The organism is Dysgonomonas sp. PF1-14 (genome assembly GCF_029892965.1).
Classification (GTDB): domain Bacteria; phylum Bacteroidota; class Bacteroidia; order Bacteroidales; family Dysgonomonadaceae; genus Dysgonomonas.
In genome coordinates this window covers 112,254-132,896 of sequence record NZ_JARXWN010000007.1, presented here as the reverse complement: position 1 = coordinate 132,896, position 20,643 = coordinate 112,254, and the positions used below count along the sequence as shown (strand labels likewise).

Below are 20,643 nucleotides of genomic sequence, written 5' to 3'. Positions count from 1 at the left end.
AACCTAATGCTCCAAATAAAAATGGCATTAATAAATAATTTTATTCTATGAGTCGGCTTAAGTTATAAATAACGAAGAGGTTACCTGCAAAACTTTTTTACCATGTATAGGTAAGACCAAAGCGGAGCATTTCGTTATAATTAAAAAATTTAAATTTCGGGTCTCTATTCTCAGGTGCAAGGGAGTCGTCATACTTCACATACAAATACAACGTGGTAGACAAATACCTGTTCAGAGCAAAATTCAATGAGTTCTCGAACTCTACATATACCTTCTCATAGTTGGTAAAATATTTCAGACGTGAAGTAAAACTTGTATATCTGTTACGGCTATAAGAGAGATTCACATTGAATGTAGAACCATATTCTGTTTTCGACTTATTACCTTCTTCGATACCAAACTGCTTTTCATCCACCCTGTTGTCTCCTACAAACTTATAATTGAGTGAGAGCACAGAAAGGTCTGCTGCGACATTAAATTTACGGTACTTATCCTGTTTCGACACTGTCTCAGTCTTATAACGCATACCGAGACCCAGATTAAGTTCGAAAGGAGATAGTATAGCACGTTGAACAACAGTACGGTCACCAACCTTTTTCTTTTCAAATAGTGGAGTTTTCATTTCAAGATTAGTAGAATAAGACCATTTCTTGAAAGCCTCAATACTAAAAGTACTGTATGTTCTGAGATAATCATCTATAATATTTATACCATCGTTGTCGTCTTTTTTCGATCCCGTTATTTGCTGAAGATTCAGACGCCACTCAAACAGATTATTGAATGCTATTTTCTTTTTCTTGTAATTTGCATTTACAACCTGATTACTATATAGGTTAAAGTTATTATCACTGCCCCATTTCTCCGAGAAACTATTTTGAGAAGCCTGTAATTCATGCTTTCCATTGATGATCCAATATACAGGCTTTATCTTTATCTTTTCTATTTCAGGTGTACTGAATTCGAATGGATTCTCGGCTGTTATTAAATCCTTAAACGGATTCCTTTGCTCCACTACAGTTTCTTTAATCACAGGACTTCCTTTAAATGCTAAAGCATTCAGCTGTATTTTCTGAGGATTACTTGTATAATACAGTTTTCTCATATCTTCTATATGGTTTACACGCTCTAATAGTGGTGCAAATGTACTATCAGGAGATATAAGATGAAAAGGTTCTACGCCTGACGTAGTAGTATCTTTCGACCTGAAATCAATATTACGCGGCAATATCTTACCTTCAAATATGACAGGCAAGTACGCCGGCTCAAAAATTACAGTATCGCGAAACGACACATTGTTAGAAAACGGAACCCAGTCGGGAATCATCACAATCAGTCCGTTCTTATCCCTTGCCGGTTGCAGACTAGCCTCCTGTATCTGATTGGCATAAGCTGTATCTATCTTCAATGGCGCTGAAAATCCCCGCATTGTATCTTTGGTAGAAACTTCACGAACCCTCGATTCAATATCTGTTATCTTATTCAACAAACTATCTTTCTTTACCCCACTGTTTCGATCTGTCTGGGCATATACAGATAAACTAATAAATAAAAATATAATAAGGCTGAAATAGATTTTACTTACCCTCATTTCACTTATTCTTTTCAATGTCAGAATTTTCGTAGTAATAATAATCTGCAAATTTAGCAATTAAATCTTAATTTATTCGTTTAATTTATATTAAAAGCCTTTCCATCGTCACATTACGGATGAATCTGAGCCTATTTTTATCCTTTTGTGTGCCATTTGAATATTTTGGTGTAAATTTGTAAATCATATTTCAGAAAAACTTCAGATGAATACATTCGGAACCATTTTCAGGCTTACATCATACGGCGAATCGCACGGTGCTGCTATTGGTGGCGTCATAGACGGCTGCCCCGCAGGAATCACTATTGATATGGACTTTATACAAAGTGAGCTCAACCGCCGCCGACCGGGACAATCGAAGATAACCACACCCCGCAAGGAAGCCGATGAGGTCGAATTCCTTTCGGGAATATATGAAAACCGCACCACAGGCACTCCTATCGGATTCATTATACGGAATAACAATCAGCATTCATCGGACTACGACAATATGAAAGACATCTATCGTCCGTCTCATGCCGATTATACCTATAGCCAAAAATACCGTATCCGCGACCACAGAGGGGGAGGACGCTCTTCGGCAAGGGAAACCATAGCCCGATGTGTAGGCGGTGCTATTGCAAAACTGGCATTGAAACAACTGTCTATAGAAGTTACAGCCTTTACATCGCAGGTAGCAAATATCAGACTGGAGAAACCATATACAGAGTACAATCTTTCTCTGATAGAATCTACGCCTGTGCGTTGCCCCGACCCCGAAAAGGCTGCCGAAATGATAAGCCTGATAGAAGAAGTGAAAGCAAAAGGCGATACCATCGGAGGAGTTATCACATGCGTAATAAAAGGTACTCCTGTCGGTCTGGGTGAGCCCGTATTCGGCAAATTGCATGCCTCTCTTGGCAGTGCTATGCTAAGCATTAATGCAGTAAAAGGATTCGAATATGGCGATGGATTCGATGTTAGCCATCGTGGATCGGAAGCAAACGATGTATTCTATAACGACAATGGCAAAATAAATACCCGCACCAATCACTCGGGCGGAATACAAGGCGGAATATCCAACGGACAAGACATATACTTCCGGGTAGCATTCAAACCTGTAGCAACAATCCTTATACACCAGGACACCGTGAATAAAGACGGTGAAAACACCGATTTAAAGGCTCGCGGACGCCACGATGCCTGTGTATTACCACGTGCAGTACCTATCGTGGAAGCAATGGCAGCCATGACTATCTTAGACTATTATCTACTTAGTAAGATAAACAAGGCTTTCATCTGACAAGGATTATAAGTACTAACAAGTATTTGAAAATAATTTTAACTAAAAACTGACAAAACTAACGCTAGTTACAAGTGTTATTCCTTTGCGTCTTTGCGTGAGAAATCTCTTAACTAAACCTCGCTGGTGCGCACATCCTGCTCGTTTATCCGATCTTCGGGCAAACACATGGGTCCCCCCTACAAGGCTGTATACTACATTTTAACTAAAAGCTGACAAAGATTACAGTTTTTACATTATTATTTCAAAGACCATTTTCTGTTTTTTTAGACAACATAATTTACAGTCAGCCACCCTCAGCTAACTGTACAATCTATTGATAAAACTTCTGATTATTCGTTACGACCTGAAGTTCTTCCACAAATGGTGCAATGCCATCAACGGACTTCGAAACAGCATTCGAGGCCCCGAAAAACGCATCACCTCCTGTATTCGGGCTTTCATATCAGGCTTGTAGCAGTGAATAGGGCATTTCTGACAACTAGGCTTATCTTCGCCATAAGTACAACGCTCGAGTCGTTTTTCTGCATACTCGTTCAAAGCCGTACACTCGAGGCATAAACCGTCCTTTCCTCCATGTTTAGCAGCACAGTATATGCGAATCATCTTCGCGACTGTCTTTTTCTCGGCATTATTCATTACTCTTCGACAAAGCCCCCGTCCACCATTCTTTGAGGATTGGTGAAGAAAGCCATCCCAGTCTTCATTTTTTTAAATCCCAGCCGCTTATAAAAGCCCTCTTTACCGGGTGATGCGTACAAGATACAATTACAACCGGAAGTAGCTGTAAGCAACCGACTCACTATCTCCTGCCCTATCCGGTGCCCCTGATATGCAGGGTCTACTGCTATATCGTACATAGCAGACTGGCGTACACCGTCAGAGATAACACGTCCAATGCCAATTAAATTATCTCCATCGAAAACAAACACAACAGCATGACTTACCTCAAAAGATATTTTATGCTTTTCGGGATCAGTATATGACATACCTACTTGTTTCAGTATTTCCACAACCCTTTCCCACGATATATTATTACAATTATCCTGATATCTGAGATTCATAAGAAGAGATTTTGTTTATTCAAAGTTGAATATAAGCGAGATCATACGCGATTTGCCGGAAGCGATTGCCTGACTATATTTGAGCAATTCCTGTTCATCCAGTCCCGAACGGTCTTTATTCACCAGATCGGCAAGACCGAACGAAAATCGCAATTCGGGACAAAGCTTAAATAATGGCAAATATATGTTACAACCTACCCCGAACTCCAGACCATAATCCATTTTCTTGAAATACAGGGCATCATTTTTCTTCGTCCCAAGATCCATAGCTGCATAGACTCCGCCTATGACATAAGGGCGATAGTTTTGCATACGTGGCACACTGAATTTGAGATGCAGTGGTATTGTCAGATAATTAGCCCGTAGTGAGCGCTCATATTCTTTTCCTGAAGTTTGTTCTTTAAACACAAAGCGTCTCTCTCCCAAATGCAGGCTGGGCGACAAACGAAGATTAAAGTATTGGTTGAGATAACGGTCACCAATGATCCCAACACTGAACCCTACCGAGTAGGAAGGTATCTCGGCAAACCATGCTTCGCCATTTTCACCAACATATCCGGTATGGTTAAACAGCATATCCTGTCCGTTGATCCCTATCGAAAAACCGAGATGATACAATTTCTGATCGCCAAACGGCTGATTGAGTGGCTTACGGTACTGAACCTGACCGTACACCACCGATACAAAGCTGCACATAAGCAGCAGTATAGATAATCTGATATATCCTGATTTGTGTTTCATTTACATTATAAACGATTATCCTTTCCTGTTATTATACCTGAATCGGAACATAATAACTTAGAAAGATTAAAAATAAGCGTTAATTATTTATTTCACCCCAAATTGCAAACTCAACATAACAAACTAATGTATAAATAATTAGAAAATTTTCTCAAATAAATTATAGATATAACCAATAACTATATTTATAATATCTAATAGCCTGAATTTTGGATGAATAAAAAAACTAACTATATTTGTGCATCAAAGTTAGTAATAATATTAAAAAACGAAAATCATGGCTTACGTAATTAATGAAGATTGCATTGCTTGTGGTACTTGTATAGACGAGTGTCCTGTAAACGCAATTTCGGAAGGAGATATCTATGTTATAGATCCTGACACTTGCACAGATTGTGGTACTTGCGCTGATGCATGTCCAACTGAAGCAATTCACCCTGCATAATTTATCAGGGCTACAAAATATAAAGGGAGCAGAATGATCTGTTCCCTTTTTGTTTTAAGTAACTGTTTAAGAAAAAAAGCAGGAAGGCTCTTCAGCCTTCCTGCTTTCATATTATTATAGATATATTAATAAACGTGCCCGTCGTCTTTCAGGTCTTTCACATCGAAATGTTTCTTTTCCAGAGAGTTCCAAGCATATACTATATATGCAAGAACAAAAGGAATAAGAAGAGACACAACAGACATCACTGTCAGTGTAAATTCACTGGACGAAGAGTTCTCGATAGTCAGTGAGCTTTGCAGGTCTGTAGCAGACGGATAGTAAGCTGTGTTGTTGAATCCTGTGATAAGCAACAACATACATACTGTAAGTACCGTACCTACACCTGTAAACCATATTCCCGAACGATATTCCTTAGATAGCAGCGACTTACCAATACCAAACAGTACCAGAAGCACCCCTACTACAAATACGGCAAATACAATCGGCATTTCCACCAGATTGAGGAAATATTTATACTCAACAAGGCTTACCACTTTCGATACCGGATCTACAGCATAACCTTTAGCCAGACAAGTCCAGATAACGAATGCAAGGAAAAATACCACAAAAGGTAGAGCATTATAAAGTAAGAATTTACGTGAACGGCTTACCAATGTCTCATCCTGCAAACGGTTGATAAAGAACAAGCAGGCAAGTGTACGCGCAAGGAAGAAAACAGTAAGGCCAAGAAGCCAGCAACGTGGCTCGGCCAACGCTTCCAAACCATGCCACTCAGACCCCCAACGGCTGATAACAGGGCTTAATACATCTGTCATGTTACCTTTGTTCACTGTAAAATCAGAACCGGTGAAGAATGTAGCTAACGCCGCACCTACAAGGAATGTACCCAGCAAACCGTTAACAAACAGGAACCATCTGTATGTATTGCGTCCGAAAAGGTTACCCGGTTTCGACTGGAACTCATAAGATACTGCCTGCAATACGAAACAGAATAATATAGCCATCCATACCCAGTATGCACCACCGAAGCTGGTAGAATAGAATAATGGGAAGGAAGCAAAAAATGCACCACCAAATGTTACAAGAGTAGTAAATGTATATTCCCATTTACGTCCTAACGCGTTAACAAGGATCATGCGCTCCTTCTCATCTTTCGCTAACGAAAATAGCATCGATTGTCCGCCCTGAACAAACAGAAGGAATGCAAAAATCCCCCCGATCAGGCACATAAGGAACCACCAATAATGTTGTAAAAATGAATAATCCATAGTTATATCTTTTTTTAGATTTCTAGTATAAAGATTTCTAGAATTCTAGTTGTTAATATGAAAATTTAATAGACTAGTAAACTAGTGTCTAGTATACTTGACAAATTAGTGAGAGTCCTCCGGACCTTTCTTTATCTGATTCAGCATGATACGGATCTCTGCAATAAGCAATCCTGTAAATAATGCAAGGAATAAACAGAAAGTTATAATCACAGATTTTGCCGAAAGAGCCGACACCGCCGCCTGCAATGGCAATACATCCTGAATAGCCCAAGGCTGACGTCCGATCTCTGCAACCATCCATCCTGCCTGTCCGGCAACATATGCCAATGGAATAGTCCATACACATGCCCACAACAGCCATTTCTTATTTTCAATATCCTTGTTGCGATACACCAAGAAAGATAAAACTATAAATAACAGGATAAAATATCCGCCAAGATACACCATAATGTGGAACGGCCAGAATACCAACGGAATGTTTGGTATCAGCTGATCAGGTGTTTCAAGATAACCGTAACCGAAATAAGCATAATTTGCTTTCAACACATTTTTATATTCGGTAGCAGCAGCTTCATTTCCGTCTTTTTTAGCTTTCTTATAGTCTGCCAGTGCCTGAATAGCCAGCTTTCCTTTCGATTGCTTTTCGACGAAAGACAGGGCTGTAGAACCATCCGGCTCTTTATAGCCTCCATCTATAATATCTTTTATACCCGGCACATAGGCATCCAGTTCACCAAAGCTAAGCCATGAAAGGCCTTTCGGGATATTTATATTTAGGATATAAGGATCTACATTGTCGTTGTATGATTCTTTTGCAGGATTAGGGATGGCAAAAGCGATAAGCCCCACTCCTTCTCCTCCTTCATACAAGCCTTCCATAACAGCCAGTTTCATCGGTTGTTTTTCAGCTACCTGCTGAGCCGAACCGTGACCTGTCCACAGGATAAGCAAAGATGATACAAGACCGAACATAGCAGCTACTTTCATACTCTGGCGGGCAAACTCGGCATTCTTTTTCTTCAGCATATACCATGCAGCAATACCGGCGACAAATACAGCTCCCAATACCCATCCGGCAAGAACGGTGTGGAAGAATTTGTTGATTGCCACAGGCGATAATGCTACAGCCCAGAAGTCGATCATCTCGTTACGTGTAGTATCCGGATTAAACTCCATGCCTACAGGATATTGCATCCATGCGTTGGCAACAAGAATCCACAAAGCCGAAAGGGTTGCCCCTGTGATAGTCAGCCATGTAGATGCAAGGTGAAATCCTTTGCTCACACGTTTCCATCCGAAGAACATGATGGAGATAAACGTAGCTTCCATAAAGAAGGCAACAGTAGCCTCGATAGCCAGCGGAGCACCGAATATATCTCCTACAAACCAGCTATAATTTGACCAGTTGGTACCAAACTGGAACTCGAGGATAAGTCCTGTAGCAACCCCGATAGCAAAGTTGATACCAAAGATATTCATCCAAAATTTCGCAGTTTTTTTCCACTGCTCGTTACCTGTACGCACATACATTGTTTCCATGATTGCCATAATGATCCCTAACCCCAGAGTGAGAGGGACAAACAACCAGTGATACATTGCTGTCATAGCAAACTGGGCTCTTGACCAGTCTATTAACGATGTACTTAGTAGTTCCATAAATAATAGTTTTATATTAGTAATTATATGAGGATTCCAATTATTCGTTTACCGTAGAATTATTAATCAACTCTTCAGTTACATAATCTGACTTACTCTCGGCATCATCAAATTTCGAGTTCAGAAAATTTGGGAAAAAGAAAGGCCGTAAAATCAAGAACATGATAATTAGCTTGATAATTACGATAGTCCATAGCGTTTTACCCAAAGTCATACTTTTAAATCCATCTCTAAACATTGTAAAGAAATTGAATCGGGGCATCGTTTCATTCATAATTATTGCGTTTTTGTAATTTTAATATTCCTTATACTCGAGACCGAATGTGTGAGCTACAGCTTTGTACACAACATCTCCTTTTATTATATTCAGTCCTTTTCTCAGATCCTTATATTGGCGGCAGGCTTCTTCCCAGCCCAGATTGGCAAGCTCCAAGGCATACGGCAATGTTGCATTGGTCAGTGCCAGCGTAGAAGTCATAGGTACGGCACCCGGTATGTTTGCCACACAATAATGCACTACCTCATCTATAACGAATACCGGATCGAGGTGTGTAGTCGGACGCGAAGTTTCAAAGCATCCGCCCTGATCTATAGCCACATCTACCAATACGGTTCCGGGCTGCATCAGCTTCAACATATCGCGTGTCACCACCTGTGGTGCTTTATCTCCTGCTATGAGTACAGCTCCGACTATCAGGTCTACATCTTTGCAAAGCTCGGTAATGGTATGTGTATCCGAATAGCGGGTAGTAACATTTGCCGGCATCACATCGCTAAGGTAGCGTAGACGCGGCAGGCTCTTATCCAACACTGTTACCCTTGCTCCCATTCCGGCTGCTATCCATGCCGACTGTGCTCCAACGACACCGCCGCCTATAACAACCACATGAGCAGGCTTTACTCCGGGAACACCTCCCAGCAAAACACCTTTACCCAAATGAGGTTTCTCCAGAAAGCGTGCGCCTTCCTGTATTGCCATACGCCCCGCCACCTCGCTCATAGGCACAAGCAACGGTAACGAACGATCGGGTAACTCCACAGTTTCGTACGCTATACATACAGCCTTACTTTTTATCATAGCCTTAGTCAGTTCGAGACTGGAGGCAAAATGAAAATATGTGAATACAATTTGATTTTCGCGAATAAGACTATATTCTTCCTGTATCGGTTCCTTTACTTTTACTATCATGTCGGCAATAGCGTAGGTCTCTTCGATTGTCGGCAATATCCTGGCTCCCGAATCTGTATAATCCACATCCGAGAAACCGCTGCCAACCCCTGCGCCCGTCTGGACATATACGTCATGTCCTCCGGCTACCAATTCATGAACTCCCGCAGGCGTAACAGCCACACGGTTTTCAAAAGCTTTCAATTCTTTAGGGATTCCGATTCTCATATATTATTTTTCTTATTTAATTTATGATTAAATAATAATTAAGCTTCACCTATCGATCCGTTTATCGGAGGAAGAAAACCCGGAGAATTGTCTGCTGATACCTGTCCGTACTGAGCCTCATATCTGTTGATATTTTCATTTAACGCAAACAAAAGGCGTTTAGCATGTTCCGGTGTAAGTATAATACGCGATTTAACTTTCGCCTTAGGCAATCCGGGTAAGATACGAACAAAGTCAATAACAAATTCAGACGATGAATGGGCTATTATTGCCAGATTGGAATATGTACCTTGTGCCACATCTTCAGGCAATTCGATCTGAATCTGACCCTCTTGTTCATTATTGTTTTCCATACTTCTTTTTGATCAATTATAGATTAAACCTCTCCTAACAGTCCCCATTCTTACAAAGAAACAGAAATATCATAGAATTTCAAAGTTTTTTTTATATATTCTATAACACAAATATACATTTTTTCAACATTCACGAAATTTTCATTTCCTCTTCATCTGCCATAGTATCGTCTTGCTGCAATGGCACAACAACCGCTTTCCGCTTTTTTCTCAATACTATTATCTGAGCGATAGTACCTATTGCTCCTAAACCGAGCATCACAAACCGCATAGTGCCATAGTCGAATACAACAAATGCAGTGAAAGAAACCATACACCACATAAGGCCAATAGATATAAGTAACCCCTTTATACTGAATCCTTCATTTACCCGACGGATATACCTGCCTGTCAGCTTATTATCTAATAATTTCTGATGCAGGCGAGGAGAGCTTTTCGCAAACAGCACCCCTGTAAGCAGTATAAGTGGCGTTGTCGGCAATCCGGGCGTAACAATCCCCAACAACCCGAGACTCAGAGTAATCAACCCCAACGTTATGTATAAATACTTGATCATTGCATGCTTCGTGTTTGATTCCTTTCCTATACAGGATGATAAGGCAAAGAAAGAAAAAAAGTCTGAGATTCCGCACTAATAAACCGATTTTAATATAGATAAAACTGATAAAAACACACATACCCATAAAGAGCACCTATTTAAAGACTAAGAGTCTGTTTAAATTTGAACGAAAATTTCCATTACAAGTACAGATAAATAATTCTTAGCAACTTTTTTACGATTTCAGCTCTGCCTATTTTTCCATTTAAAGACCGCTTTCACCGGCATATCGGCACATCACCGAAACTCCGTTCGGCTATTAGCCGATTAGCATATCGACAGATTATAGATAAGCATTTTCATTTCTCATACATTCAATTTACCGATCTTCTTTGCAGACAAGAGTTTTCGAATAAACAGAAAAACAAAAGAAATATATTAACAAAAATCTCACCTTAAAGAAACACCCCAAAACCCGCACAAACAAACAGTTACAACACTTATTAAGTAAAAAAATATTCGTTTCATCTATGAATTAACGAAATTGTATTACCTTTGAGCCCGAAATACAGAAATGGGAAATTCTAAGCGTAGTCTTTTCGTTCTGTTCCCAAAAGTTGGGAGAGCCATATTCTTTTCTGTGAGGCATTGGAATAGGCTTTAGTGGTAACCTAATGATTATTTTATGAATTATTTGAAGTATCTCTTGATATTTGGAATAGCTTTTATCAGCTTATCATCCAACACATCAAGCACTTCTAGTCTTTCGGAGGGTATTTATCCGGGAAACCAGTTTCCTGATATTAAAAATCTAGAAAACGTATCGGGGACTAAAATTAATTTATCTGATCTGAAAGGTCAAAAAGTATTGGTAAATTTCTGGGCGGCTTACGACGCATATTCGCGTAAGGACAATGTTCTATTCTCCCATTTGATCGAGAATAAAAAATACCCGGTAAAAATGGTATCTGTATCTTTTGACAAGAATGAATCGGTTTATGCGAAAACATTGACTATGGACAAGATTGACACTGAATATCAGTTCATCGCCAGCAATGACGTTTCAAAAGACCTGTTCGATCGTTTTCGCTTAGACAGAGGGTTCAAGAATTACTTAATCGATGAAAACGGAGTAATTGTGGCAATGAATCTAACAGCTAACGATTTAGATCAGCTTATGAATGAGAATTAAATTTTTATTTATTATTTAAAGCGTTTCATTTCTTGTAAATGGGACGCTTTATTCTTTTTTAGCTATATTGGCATAATTATTGTCGCTAAACTAAATATATTTGTACTTAACATACTGAATAGCATGGCAGACAAAAAACAAAATACACAAGTAAGTAAAGGGTTGATAGCTAAAACGCTGGATTGGGCTTACAGCAAAGCAATAGGTGGATTTACAGGTGTAGATTCGGCATACAGTTTGGGAGACAGTTACCTGAACCAAAACGGCACATTGGAGGAACAGGTCGATTCCCTTATCAAATGGCAGGTGGCTAAAGCTGCTACCAGTGGGTTTGTCACCGGACTGGGTGGTATTGCTGTGATGCCATTGACTGTGCCTGCGAATATAGCCAGTGTAATTTATGTTCAGATACGCATGATAGCCGCCATTGCTTATATGGGCGGGCACGACATCAACGACGACAGGGTAAAATCGATGGTGTACATCTCTATGGCCGGAAACGGAGCCAAAGAATTACTGAAAGATATGAGTGTAAAAGCCGGAGAAAAGCTGCTTACCAAAATATTGGAAAAAGTCAGCGCGAAACTGGCAACCAAAATGGGAACAAAAGGTGCTACATCTTTGGGCAAAGCCGTTCCTGTACTTGGTGGAGTAGTCGGAGGTTCATACGATGCCATTACCACACGCGTTGTGGGAAAGGTAGCCAAGAAAATCTTTATAGAGAAGGATAAAAAGACCGGAAAACCTTATGCCGACAATGTAGAATATACAGAATACAGCGATTATACCGAATAATCGCCGGAAAGCATAAACCGCACGCCCTGTTTCGCCGCCTTATCAAAGATTTCCTTTGCTCTGTCGTTATCTGTATTTATCCACGACATACAATCGGTAAGCACTACCGTTTTCTTAGCCAGACTGTCACATTCATCCAGAATATCGTTTAACGAATTGGCTACACAGTAGTCTGCGGCTTCTCCTACCAGTAATACTTCATCAAATTCGTTCAGTTTGGATAGCAACTCTGTATTGAGGTGAGTTGCAGGTTCACTCTCCCACTCTACAGCCGCCCTGAAAATACTGTAATGCTCGGTAGATTGGGAATATCCTTTATAAAACAATTCGTATGACTTATCGTTATTTATAGCCCAATCGGACAAGCTGTCGGTAACAGCCTTATTTATAGCCCATCCGTCTGTACCCAATATACAGTGCATTGGCCAGATGGTGCAAATATCACCTTTGGCTTCCAGCTGTTCCATATAGGTCGATGCCAACTCCCGATTATACTGAGGAATCCACTTACCACTCCTTACATCATCTGCCGTAACGACAGAAAACAAAGGCGGATGATTTCCGTCCGCGTCTTTCCAATATATCTGATGAGCGATGTGGATCGGCTGATGCGAATCGAGCGTGAGAGCCACATAGTCAATTTTATCCTGATATTTTCGTATAAAATCATCGATACGTACTGTGTCCACATCTGCGCCATTTACATACAACGAACCCGATGGCAGAGTAAAATCATTTTGCAGGTCGATACCCAGTATAGCTACTTTCTTCATATCTTATAAATTACTGATATTACAAAGTTAAAATAAAAAAGCGACCTGTAAAAGGCCGCTTTCATATCTAAATCATTAACTATTTTATTAGTAACGAGCACTAACAGCATTCCAGTCGATTATCTTCCACAGTTCAGCCAAGTGATCTGCTCTGCGGTTTTGATAATCGAGATAATAAGCATGTTCCCAAACGTCGAATCCCAGAAGCGGAGTGTTTCCTTTAGTGATAGGGTTACCGGCATTCGGTTCTTTTGTTATATATAGTTTACCTGCATTGTCTTTAGACAACCAAACCCATCCCGAACCGAATACTCCTACTCCGGCTGCAACGAACTCTTTCTTAAAATTCTCGAAAGAACCCCACTCTGCATTAATTGCGTCAGCTAGCTTACCTTTAGGTTCGCCGCCTCCATTAGGGCTGAAAGATAGGAAATATATATTGTGATTCAATGTCTGACCGGCATTGTTAAAAATAGCGCCATCACTCTCTTTAACGATAGTCTCCAAATCTACATTCTCAAATTTAGTACCTACAATCAGATTGTTCAGATTAGTGATATATGTTTGCAGGTGTTTTCCGTAATGTAACTCTATTGTCTGCTGACCGATAACCGGCTCTAAAGCGTTAGTTGCATATGGCAACTTTGGTAATTCAAATTTCATAGCTTTTGTTTTTTGATTGTTATTGTTATTGTTATTATTGTTACTTATATTTTCTGCGCTTACGGTACTACTTATTAATAGTACAGAAAACGTTAAACATGTAAAAAGCATCTTTTTCATAAATGAGTGTCTTTTAGTGTTGTTACAAATTTAACAATCTTAATTCGATATTTGTTTAACAATATCCGTATTATTACCATAAATTGTTTTTAACGCACTATTGTTAAAATCTATAAGCTGAGAAATAAAAATAAAAAATAGACTATAACTACCTACATCTCAAAAAGATTACTACATTTGAACGATTAACACAAACCACGATGAATAATTATATTCTAAAAATACTATTGCTATCTGCTCTGTTTATACAATCAATCTTTTTATTAGGTCAGGAAACCAAAACCGATTTATCGGTATATCCTGATACTATCTTTTTTCGGATAAACAAATATGTAATAGATTCTACCGAGATAAAGAAAATGGAAATGGTTGCAAACTATATGGAGAAACTTCCTCATGTGAGTGTTGAAGTTATCGGTTACAGTGGCATGAACAGAAATAAGAAAGGTGCCAGTCGAATAAGCCTGCGCTTGTCACAAGCTCGGGCTGAACAGGTAGCAAAGATATTACATTTGAAGTATAACATAGATAAAGACAGGATTAAGGCAATAGACGGTGATAGAGTTAATGCACAGGACAGTGTTCGCCAAAGCATTAGTGGAAGGTATGTTATTTTCAAGATAAAGACCGAAAGAAACTAGGCAAATAAAAAAGATTACGTATTTTTGTCTTCTGTATTTCCCTAAAAACGATAGACATATATGCTTTTTCTAGACACCTCATCTATATTATCGGAAGTAGTAGAAGAGAATCATCAACTGATACCCGTTATCAACCGCTTCGGTATTAAGCTGGGGCTGGGTGATAAAACTATCGGCGAAATCTGCAAGCCTAACAATATCAATACAGAATTCTTTCTGGCTATACTCAATACTTTTCTTAATGAAGACTATTTCCCCGAAAAGAAGCTCCAGAAGTTCGATATAGAACTCGTTGTAAAATACATTAAGCAGACAGACGCTTATCTGATACACGGACAGTTGCACAATCTCGAAAAGCATCTGAACGCCTTCCTGTCGATGAGCGATGCGAATAATGCACAACTAAAGCTTATCAGCAGGCTGTTCCGCGAATTTAAACAAGAACTGATAGATCAGATAGAACAGGGTATGGTGAAAGGCGATACGCCACTGGCTTTGCTTACAGACCTCAAAAGTATTATAATCAAACATATATCGGGAAACTTCAATGAGAATATGTGCTATGCTGTCATCTTTACGATCGATAGTTTTCAGAAAGATCTCGAAAAGCATAACCGCATACGCGAAAAGATACTGAAACCAATGCTCGAAGAGCTTTCCGAATCGGGAATGGAAGACTTGCAGGAACTGATAGCTGCAAGCCATTCCATCAAGACGAATAAGACTCAGGCTCTGTCGCAGCGCGAACTGGATGTACTGCGCCTTGTATCACTGGGATTGCTGAACAAAGAGGTTGCCGATAAGCTCAACATCAGCCTGAACACCGTTCTGTCGCACCGAAAGAACATTACAGCCAAACTGGGTATAAAAACTGTATCGGGACTGATATTCTACTGCATTACACATGGTTATATATCTGCCGATGAAATCGAATTATAATGGAAAAAGTTAACAGATATATCTCCTTCGAGCTGCTCTTTGCTCTTTTGTTTATTATCGCTTTTTTCCTGCCATGGCTCGATATGGGTGCATGGAAGGTTGTAGGCTGGGATATTCCGGGTTTACAGAAGAACATGACAAAGGTGACTAATTTTTTCAAGTTTTTCTCCAAAAATAAAGAATCCGTCTATACTACCTATGTTGTTTACCTTGTACCATTATTCAGCATCATAGCAATGTGTTTGTGGATACTACTCAAAACCAAGGCTGCACGCTTTATTCTAATGGTAACCAGTATATTTGCTTTCATCGTATCGCTCAACCTGTTCTATAAACTACCTAAAATAGGAAGTGGCGTATATCTTCTTTGTGGAACTTCTATACTATCTGTCATATATCTGCTATACATATTACGCCGGAATAAGAGGAGACAAAAGGAACTGATAGATACACCTCCTGAAGGAGCTGTGATAGAAGATATACAAGAAATTGAATGAACCCTATAAAGCTATAATAAATAAGAAATCCCCGATTATGTCATGCACAATCGGGGATTTTTATATTATCGAGATATATCTTTATTTTGTTATTCTCTCAAGCCATTTCAGCATGAATAGCATAATCGTCATTGAAATTAGACATGCTCCTACAAAGATCGCCCATGTAGCTGATAAGGAAATTGACTCGTAAAATATTGCTCCTATAAATAATAAGGAATTACCAATAGCCGTAGCACCTAACCAACAACCTTGCATTACTCCCTGAAGATGAGGTGGTGCAACCTTAGACACAAATGATAATCCAAGAGGACTTATAAACAATTCGGCAATGGTAAGTATCAGATATGTGCCAATGAGAAGCGTAGGGGTTACACGTTCTATATTACCACCCATAGCTATTCTTTCCGCATCCGAAGGTAGACCTAATGAACCAATTGTCATTACAAGGTATGCTACAGCAGCGATCCCCATACCTATTGCTATTTTCTTTGGTGCGGATGGTTCTTTTCCTCTTGCACGTAACCATCCAAACAAACCAAGAACTACAGGCGTCAGACACACAACAAAAAGAGGATTAAATATTTGGAATAATTCAGCACCTTTAAGTGTGACAATATTGAAGAAATTAATCTCAAATGCACTCAGATCCGTAAAGTCTTTAGCAAACGAAGTAAGGGTTAATCCGTTTTGGTGAAATGAAAACCAGAAGAAGATAACTACACCGAATACAGCAAATAAAGCATACAAGCGTTTTTTTACTTCATTAGCATCCATAACCACCGTCTGACTTGCTTCCTGTGTTTTATTCACTTTTTGAGCAGGATCTGGAAAACCTTTTTTGTTAACAAGGAAAATGACCAATGAGATAAGCATTGCCACGATAGCAATTCCAAATGCATAATGGAATCCTGTAGTAAATACGTTAAGATATTCGTTTGCAAAAGTAGTCATATCTACGGGAGTGCCATTGAGAGAAACTTCAGTGGCTAATTTTGACAAATTCTCTGCTCCTTCCGCATTAATAGTACCTCCAAGATGTTGGTGACAAAGAGCAGGGAGTGTTGAATCGTATAAAAAACCATTCACTTTCAACCAAAGATTTCTTATCAATACTGCTATAACAGGCGCAAAAATAGCCCCCACGTTGATGAACATATAGAAAAGAGAAAAACCCTCATCACGCTTGTTTGCATATTCTGGATTTTGATCATATAATTGACCCACCAATGCTTGTAAGTTTCCTTTAAATAACCCATTACCAAACGCAATAACAAATAAGCCAAAACAAGTAAGCCCTAACATCAAAGGAAAATTTGTTACTGGTGTGTCTGTTGGTATGGCTATAATAAGGTATCCAACAGCCATAAGTACAATTCCTATAGCGATTGTATTCTTATATTGCTTGGTTTTATCTGCAATAATCCCCCCGGCAAGAGCTAATGCATATATTGCAAAATAGAATCCTGAATAGATTCCTCCGGCTGTCTTAAGATCTAAACCGTACTTACCCATCAGAAATAAAACTAATATAGCCATCATGATATAGAAACCGAAGCGTTCCCCCATGTTCGATAATGAAGCGGCTAACAGACCTTTTGGATGATTTTTAAACATAAAATTACATTTAAGATTAATATTATAATTTTTTCTTTTGAAACTTTAATCCAATGCTATAAAGAGTAAGTTCTTCTTAGCTTTACAAAAGTAAGAAAACATCGTATAAAATTACCCTTTTCAGACATATTAAACAACATATAAACCAGGAATATCTGTATTTTATGAAAATAAGATAGTTTTATTCTTATACACCAATACTCTACGATTGAGATGATAGTCTATTGCATGCGACAGTACTATCTTTTCCAAATCCTGTCCCTTGCACACCAGATTTTCTACACTATCGCGATGTGTTATACGCGTAATATCCTGCTCTATGATAGGGCCGGCATCGAGTTCGGTAGTCACATAGTGGCTCGTTGCACCTATTATTTTCACCCCTCGTTCGTATGCTGCATGATAAGGTTTTGCACCGACGAATGCAGGCAGAAATGAGTGATGAATATTAATAATCTTATTGGGGTACGATTCTATAAACCTGTCTGTCAATATTTGCATGTAGCGCGCCAAAACGATAAAGTCTATCTTGTTCTCCTTTAACAATGCCAGTTGCTTTGCCTCTATTTCGTCTTTGTTATCCTTATCTATTTTCAATACATGATAGGCTATCCCGAAACGGTCTGCCACCCATCGCAAATCTTCGTGATTGCTTATGATCAGTGGTATTTCTACATTCCATTCACCTGCTGTATAACGGGCAAGTATATCGAACAGGCAATGTGACATTTTAGAAACAAAAACGGCCATACGTGGCGTATAGTCGTTAAAGTAAAGACGGAATGTCATATCGTATTTGTTAGCATACATCGTCTCAAAATAATCGCTTATCTTCTCTCTGGGGATAATGAAGTTAGTCAGATCCCATTCTATACGCATAAAGAAGCTATTCTGCTGTTTATCTACATGTTGTTCGAGATTGATGATATTACCGCCATTCACATTAATGAAATCAGTGACAGCTGCAACCAATCCGGGAAGGTCGGGTGACGATATGAGTATAATTGCGTGAGCGTTGTTCATTATGATTTAGATTAGTTACAAGTTTGCCTCGCCTTCGCTTCGGCGATTTTGACTCTGTCGATTTTCAATTCAATTCTGTGCCCTATAGGCAGTTACAAGTCACGAGGCATTTACTTTCAACTTATAACTTATAATTCATAACTCATAATTTAAAATTCACACCTCATCCTCTTCTACTACCAGATTATCGATAATAAATTCCTGACGTTCGGGTGTATTTTTACCCATATAGAAATTAAGCATATTACCCACAAGGTCTTCCTTCTTCATCGTCACACGATCGAGACGTATATCTTTACCAATGAAGTGTACAAATTCGTCAGGAGAGATCTCTCCTAACCCTTTGAATCGGGTGATCTCAGGATTAGGCTTCAACTTTTCTATTGCTGCAATCCTTTCTTCTTCTGTGTAGCAGTAGAATGTTTCTTTCTTATTACGGACACGAAAAAGTGGTGTCTGCAATATATATACATGATTTTTCTTTATTAGGTCGGGGAAGAACTGCAGGAAGAAAGTCAATATCAACAAGCGTATGTGCATACCATCGGTATCAGCATCAGTAGCTATTATTATCTTATTGTAGCGCAGTCCGTCTATACCGTCTTCTATGTTGAGAGCAGCCTGCAACAAGTTAAATTCTTCATTCTCGTATACAATCTTTTTCGTCAGGCCGAAACTATTCAACGGTTTTCCACGAAGGCTGAATACAGCTTGCAAGTTAGGATTACGGCTCTTGGTAATGGAACCACTCGCCGAGTCTCCCTCTGTGATGAATATACTGGTTTCATCGAGATTATCGCCTTTGTTATCATTGTAGTGAATACGACAGTCACGAAGTTTCTTGTTATGAAGATTTGCTTTTTTTGCACGTTCGCGGGCAAGTTTGGTAACGCCGGCAATGGCCTTACGCTCTTTCTCCGATTCGAGAATCTTTTTCAACAAAGCTTCGGAAGTTTCAGTGTGCTTGTGCAGGTAGTTATCGAGCTCCTTTTTCAGAAAGTCACCGATAAACTTCTGTACAGATGGTCCTTCGGGTCCCATATCTTTCGATCCGAGCTTTGTCTTTGTCTGCGACTCGAAAACAGGCTCTTCTACCTTAATGCTGATAGCTGCAACGATACCACTACGGATATCGGCATAGTCGAAGTTCTTATTATAAAACTCTTTTATGACACGTGACAACGATTCGCGAAATGCGGATTGGTGTGTCCCGCCTTGTGTGGTATGTTGTCCGTTGACAAACGAGTAATATTCTTCTCCGTACTGGTCGGTATGCGTAATTACAACCTCAATATCCGTATCTTTGAGATGAACGATCGGATAAAGTGCTTCGGAAGTCATGTTCTCGTTCAACAGGTCTACCAAACCGTTCTTAGAAAAGAATTTCTTCCCATTGTATACGATAGTCAGCCCTGTATTGAGAAAAACATAGTTTTTGAGCAGGCTTTCTACATATTCGTCACGAAACGAATAGTTTAAGAAGATAGTCTCATCGGGAATAAATTCTATCAGCGTACCATTTTCTTCGTTCGTCTTCTGTATTTTATCTTCTTTGACCTCGATAGCCTTACTGAACTCCACAGCCACAGTTTGCCCGTCGCGGAAACTCTGTATCATAAAGTATGAAGACAGGGCGTTTACAGCCTTGATCCCTACCCCATTCAACCCTACGGATTTTTTAAATGCTTTGGAGTCGTATTTAGCTCCGGTATTCATTTTGGAAGAGACATCCTTCACTTTACCCAACGGCACTCCTCGCCCATGGTCACGTACAGTGACTTTCCCTTCGGCAATAGTAACATCTATCACCTTCCCGAAACCCATCATATATTCATCGATGGAGTTGTCCAGTACTTCTTTCAGCAGCACATAGACTCCATCATCGGCAGATGAGCCATCGCCCAGCTTACCAATATACATACCCGGACGGCGGCGGATATGCTCCTGCCAGTCAAGGGTTTTTATATCATCGTCGGAATAGTTTATTTCGGGTAGTTTGATCTCTTCTTCTTCCATAAATCTTTTAAAAATCTCTATATATTGAAT

At 39.5% G+C, this 20,643-nt stretch carries 22 protein-coding genes; 7 read left to right on the top strand and 15 right to left on the bottom strand.

Annotated elements, in window-relative coordinates; all coding sequences use genetic code 11:
- Positions 1-97: 97 nt before the first annotated feature.
- Positions 98-1,588 (bottom strand): DUF3078 domain-containing protein, encoded by a 1,491-nt coding sequence (locus tag M2448_RS10330; protein WP_280646055.1) that lies wholly within the window; start codon positions 1,586-1,588, stop codon positions 98-100.
- 205 nt (positions 1,589-1,793) lie between these two features.
- Here M2448_RS10330 and aroC point away from each other — a divergent pair, with 205 nt between their 5' ends.
- On the top strand, positions 1,794-2,870 hold the full coding sequence (gene aroC, locus M2448_RS10325) for a chorismate synthase (RefSeq protein ID WP_280646056.1): 1,077 nt from the start codon (positions 1,794-1,796) through the stop codon (positions 2,868-2,870).
- A gap of 339 nt (positions 2,871-3,209) precedes the next feature.
- On the opposite strand, the gene M2448_RS10320 is transcribed toward aroC, so the two are convergent.
- From M2448_RS10320 to M2448_RS10310, 3 genes are read right to left on the bottom strand one after another with little or no spacing between them, the layout of a single operon-like run.
- On the bottom strand, positions 3,210-3,509 hold the full coding sequence (locus M2448_RS10320; protein ID WP_280646057.1) for a nitrous oxide-stimulated promoter family protein: 300 nt from the start codon (positions 3,507-3,509) through the stop codon (positions 3,210-3,212).
- The gene (locus M2448_RS10315; RefSeq protein WP_280646058.1) at positions 3,509-3,934 is read right to left on the bottom strand and encodes a GNAT family N-acetyltransferase; all 426 of its coding nucleotides are present in this window, start codon (positions 3,932-3,934) and stop codon (positions 3,509-3,511) included. The genes M2448_RS10320 and M2448_RS10315 overlap by 1 nt, the downstream gene beginning before the upstream one ends.
- A gap of 15 nt (positions 3,935-3,949) precedes the next feature.
- Entirely contained in the window at positions 3,950-4,675 is a 726-nt protein-coding gene (locus M2448_RS10310) for a porin family protein (protein WP_280646059.1), read from the bottom strand.
- Between the two features lie 277 nt (positions 4,676-4,952).
- Here M2448_RS10310 and M2448_RS10305 point away from each other — a divergent pair, with 277 nt between their 5' ends.
- Complete coding sequence (locus M2448_RS10305) at positions 4,953-5,120, top strand: 4Fe-4S binding protein (RefSeq protein WP_201114232.1); 168 nt, start codon at positions 4,953-4,955, stop codon at positions 5,118-5,120.
- Positions 5,121-5,245: 125 nt separating this feature from the next.
- Here the strand turns inward: M2448_RS10305 and cydB are convergent, their stop codons facing one another.
- The 6 genes from cydB to M2448_RS10275 all read right to left on the bottom strand — a co-directional run bounded on the left by cydB (position 5,246) and on the right by M2448_RS10275 (position 10,355).
- Positions 5,246-6,391, bottom strand: coding sequence for a cytochrome d ubiquinol oxidase subunit II (gene cydB, locus M2448_RS10300; protein WP_280646060.1), 1,146 nt, complete (start codon positions 6,389-6,391; stop codon positions 5,246-5,248).
- A 105-nt stretch (positions 6,392-6,496) separates the two neighbouring features.
- Positions 6,497-8,050, bottom strand: coding sequence for a cytochrome ubiquinol oxidase subunit I (locus M2448_RS10295; RefSeq protein WP_280646061.1), 1,554 nt, complete (start codon positions 8,048-8,050; stop codon positions 6,497-6,499).
- A gap of 40 nt (positions 8,051-8,090) precedes the next feature.
- Positions 8,091-8,324, bottom strand: coding sequence for a DUF4492 domain-containing protein (locus M2448_RS10290; protein ID WP_280646062.1), 234 nt, complete (start codon positions 8,322-8,324; stop codon positions 8,091-8,093).
- A gap of 21 nt (positions 8,325-8,345) precedes the next feature.
- Positions 8,346-9,446: an alanine dehydrogenase gene (gene ald, locus M2448_RS10285; RefSeq protein ID WP_280646063.1), complete on the bottom strand. Its 1,101-nt coding sequence runs from the start codon at positions 9,444-9,446 to the stop codon at positions 8,346-8,348.
- A gap of 38 nt (positions 9,447-9,484) precedes the next feature.
- Positions 9,485-9,799 carry a DUF3467 domain-containing protein gene (locus tag M2448_RS10280; protein WP_280646064.1) on the bottom strand — a complete coding sequence of 105 codons (315 nt, stop codon included), beginning with the start codon at positions 9,797-9,799 and terminating at the stop codon, positions 9,485-9,487.
- Between the two features lie 130 nt (positions 9,800-9,929).
- The gene (locus M2448_RS10275; protein WP_280646065.1) at positions 9,930-10,355 is read right to left on the bottom strand and encodes a YbaN family protein; all 426 of its coding nucleotides are present in this window, start codon (positions 10,353-10,355) and stop codon (positions 9,930-9,932) included.
- 667 nt (positions 10,356-11,022) lie between these two features.
- Here M2448_RS10275 and M2448_RS10270 point away from each other — a divergent pair.
- Complete coding sequence (locus tag M2448_RS10270; RefSeq protein ID WP_280646066.1) at positions 11,023-11,529, top strand: TlpA disulfide reductase family protein; 507 nt, start codon at positions 11,023-11,025, stop codon at positions 11,527-11,529.
- Positions 11,530-11,652: 123 nt separating this feature from the next.
- The gene (locus M2448_RS10265) at positions 11,653-12,324 is read left to right on the top strand and encodes an EcsC family protein (RefSeq protein WP_280646067.1); all 672 of its coding nucleotides are present in this window, start codon (positions 11,653-11,655) and stop codon (positions 12,322-12,324) included.
- Here M2448_RS10265 and M2448_RS10260 read toward each other — a convergent pair.
- Both M2448_RS10260 and M2448_RS10255 read right to left on the bottom strand, forming a co-directional pair.
- Positions 12,312-13,097, bottom strand: coding sequence for an isochorismatase family protein (locus tag M2448_RS10260; protein ID WP_280646068.1), 786 nt, complete (start codon positions 13,095-13,097; stop codon positions 12,312-12,314). The genes M2448_RS10265 and M2448_RS10260 overlap by 13 nt on opposite strands.
- Positions 13,098-13,184: 87 nt before the next feature.
- Entirely contained in the window at positions 13,185-13,760 is a 576-nt protein-coding gene (locus tag M2448_RS10255; protein ID WP_280646069.1) for a superoxide dismutase, read from the bottom strand.
- 320 nt (positions 13,761-14,080) lie between these two features.
- Between M2448_RS10255 and M2448_RS10250 the strand changes: the two genes are divergently transcribed.
- Genes M2448_RS10250 through M2448_RS10240 form a run of 3 tightly spaced genes read left to right on the top strand, consistent with a single transcriptional unit; the run spans position 14,081 to position 15,957 of the window.
- The gene (locus tag M2448_RS10250; RefSeq protein WP_280646070.1) at positions 14,081-14,521 is read left to right on the top strand and encodes an OmpA family protein; all 441 of its coding nucleotides are present in this window, start codon (positions 14,081-14,083) and stop codon (positions 14,519-14,521) included.
- Positions 14,522-14,581: 60 nt separating this feature from the next.
- The gene (locus tag M2448_RS10245) at positions 14,582-15,460 is read left to right on the top strand and encodes a helix-turn-helix transcriptional regulator (RefSeq protein ID WP_280646071.1); all 879 of its coding nucleotides are present in this window, start codon (positions 14,582-14,584) and stop codon (positions 15,458-15,460) included.
- Positions 15,460-15,957, top strand: coding sequence for a hypothetical protein (locus M2448_RS10240; RefSeq protein WP_280646072.1), 498 nt, complete (start codon positions 15,460-15,462; stop codon positions 15,955-15,957). Before M2448_RS10245 ends, M2448_RS10240 begins: the two co-directional genes overlap by 1 nt.
- Positions 15,958-16,038: 81 nt before the next feature.
- On the opposite strand, the gene M2448_RS10235 is transcribed toward M2448_RS10240, so the two are convergent.
- The 3 genes from M2448_RS10235 to M2448_RS10225 form a co-directional block, all read right to left on the bottom strand.
- On the bottom strand, positions 16,039-17,574 hold the full coding sequence (locus tag M2448_RS10235; protein WP_280646073.1) for a peptide MFS transporter: 1,536 nt from the start codon (positions 17,572-17,574) through the stop codon (positions 16,039-16,041).
- Positions 17,575-17,736: 162 nt separating this feature from the next.
- Positions 17,737-18,597, bottom strand: coding sequence for a formyltetrahydrofolate deformylase (gene purU, locus M2448_RS10230; RefSeq protein ID WP_280646074.1), 861 nt, complete (start codon positions 18,595-18,597; stop codon positions 17,737-17,739).
- Between the two features lie 156 nt (positions 18,598-18,753).
- A complete protein-coding gene (locus M2448_RS10225; RefSeq protein WP_280646075.1) occupies positions 18,754-20,613 on the bottom strand; it encodes a DNA topoisomerase IV subunit B in 1,860 nt (619 codons plus the stop codon).
- Between the last annotated feature and the right edge of the window lie 30 nt (positions 20,614-20,643).

Coding starts and splice junctions, on each gene's coding strand:
- M2448_RS10330 (WP_280646055.1), bottom strand. CDS start 1,588: ATGAGGGTAAGTAAAATCTATTTCAGCCTTATTATATTTTTATTTATT.
- aroC (WP_280646056.1), top strand. CDS start 1,794: ATGAATACATTCGGAACCATTTTCAGGCTTACATCATACGGCGAATCG.
- M2448_RS10320 (WP_280646057.1), bottom strand. CDS start 3,509: ATGAATAATGCCGAGAAAAAGACAGTCGCGAAGATGATTCGCATATAC.
- M2448_RS10315 (WP_280646058.1), bottom strand. CDS start 3,934: ATGAATCTCAGATATCAGGATAATTGTAATAATATATCGTGGGAAAGG.
- M2448_RS10310 (WP_280646059.1), bottom strand. CDS start 4,675: ATGAAACACAAATCAGGATATATCAGATTATCTATACTGCTGCTTATG.
- M2448_RS10305 (WP_201114232.1), top strand. CDS start 4,953: ATGGCTTACGTAATTAATGAAGATTGCATTGCTTGTGGTACTTGTATA.
- cydB (WP_280646060.1), bottom strand. CDS start 6,391: ATGGATTATTCATTTTTACAACATTATTGGTGGTTCCTTATGTGCCTG.
- M2448_RS10295 (WP_280646061.1), bottom strand. CDS start 8,050: ATGGAACTACTAAGTACATCGTTAATAGACTGGTCAAGAGCCCAGTTT.
- M2448_RS10290 (WP_280646062.1), bottom strand. CDS start 8,324: ATGAATGAAACGATGCCCCGATTCAATTTCTTTACAATGTTTAGAGAT.
- ald (WP_280646063.1), bottom strand. CDS start 9,446: ATGAGAATCGGAATCCCTAAAGAATTGAAAGCTTTTGAAAACCGTGTG.
- M2448_RS10280 (WP_280646064.1), bottom strand. CDS start 9,799: ATGGAAAACAATAATGAACAAGAGGGTCAGATTCAGATCGAATTGCCT.
- M2448_RS10275 (WP_280646065.1), bottom strand. CDS start 10,355: ATGATCAAGTATTTATACATAACGTTGGGGTTGATTACTCTGAGTCTC.
- M2448_RS10270 (WP_280646066.1), top strand. CDS start 11,023: ATGAATTATTTGAAGTATCTCTTGATATTTGGAATAGCTTTTATCAGC.
- M2448_RS10265 (WP_280646067.1), top strand. CDS start 11,653: ATGGCAGACAAAAAACAAAATACACAAGTAAGTAAAGGGTTGATAGCT.
- M2448_RS10260 (WP_280646068.1), bottom strand. CDS start 13,097: ATGAAGAAAGTAGCTATACTGGGTATCGACCTGCAAAATGATTTTACT.
- M2448_RS10255 (WP_280646069.1), bottom strand. CDS start 13,760: ATGAAATTTGAATTACCAAAGTTGCCATATGCAACTAACGCTTTAGAG.
- M2448_RS10250 (WP_280646070.1), top strand. CDS start 14,081: ATGAATAATTATATTCTAAAAATACTATTGCTATCTGCTCTGTTTATA.
- M2448_RS10245 (WP_280646071.1), top strand. CDS start 14,582: ATGCTTTTTCTAGACACCTCATCTATATTATCGGAAGTAGTAGAAGAG.
- M2448_RS10240 (WP_280646072.1), top strand. CDS start 15,460: ATGGAAAAAGTTAACAGATATATCTCCTTCGAGCTGCTCTTTGCTCTT.
- M2448_RS10235 (WP_280646073.1), bottom strand. CDS start 17,574: ATGTTTAAAAATCATCCAAAAGGTCTGTTAGCCGCTTCATTATCGAAC.
- purU (WP_280646074.1), bottom strand. CDS start 18,597: ATGAACAACGCTCACGCAATTATACTCATATCGTCACCCGACCTTCCC.
- M2448_RS10225 (WP_280646075.1), bottom strand. CDS start 20,613: ATGGAAGAAGAAGAGATCAAACTACCCGAAATAAACTATTCCGACGAT.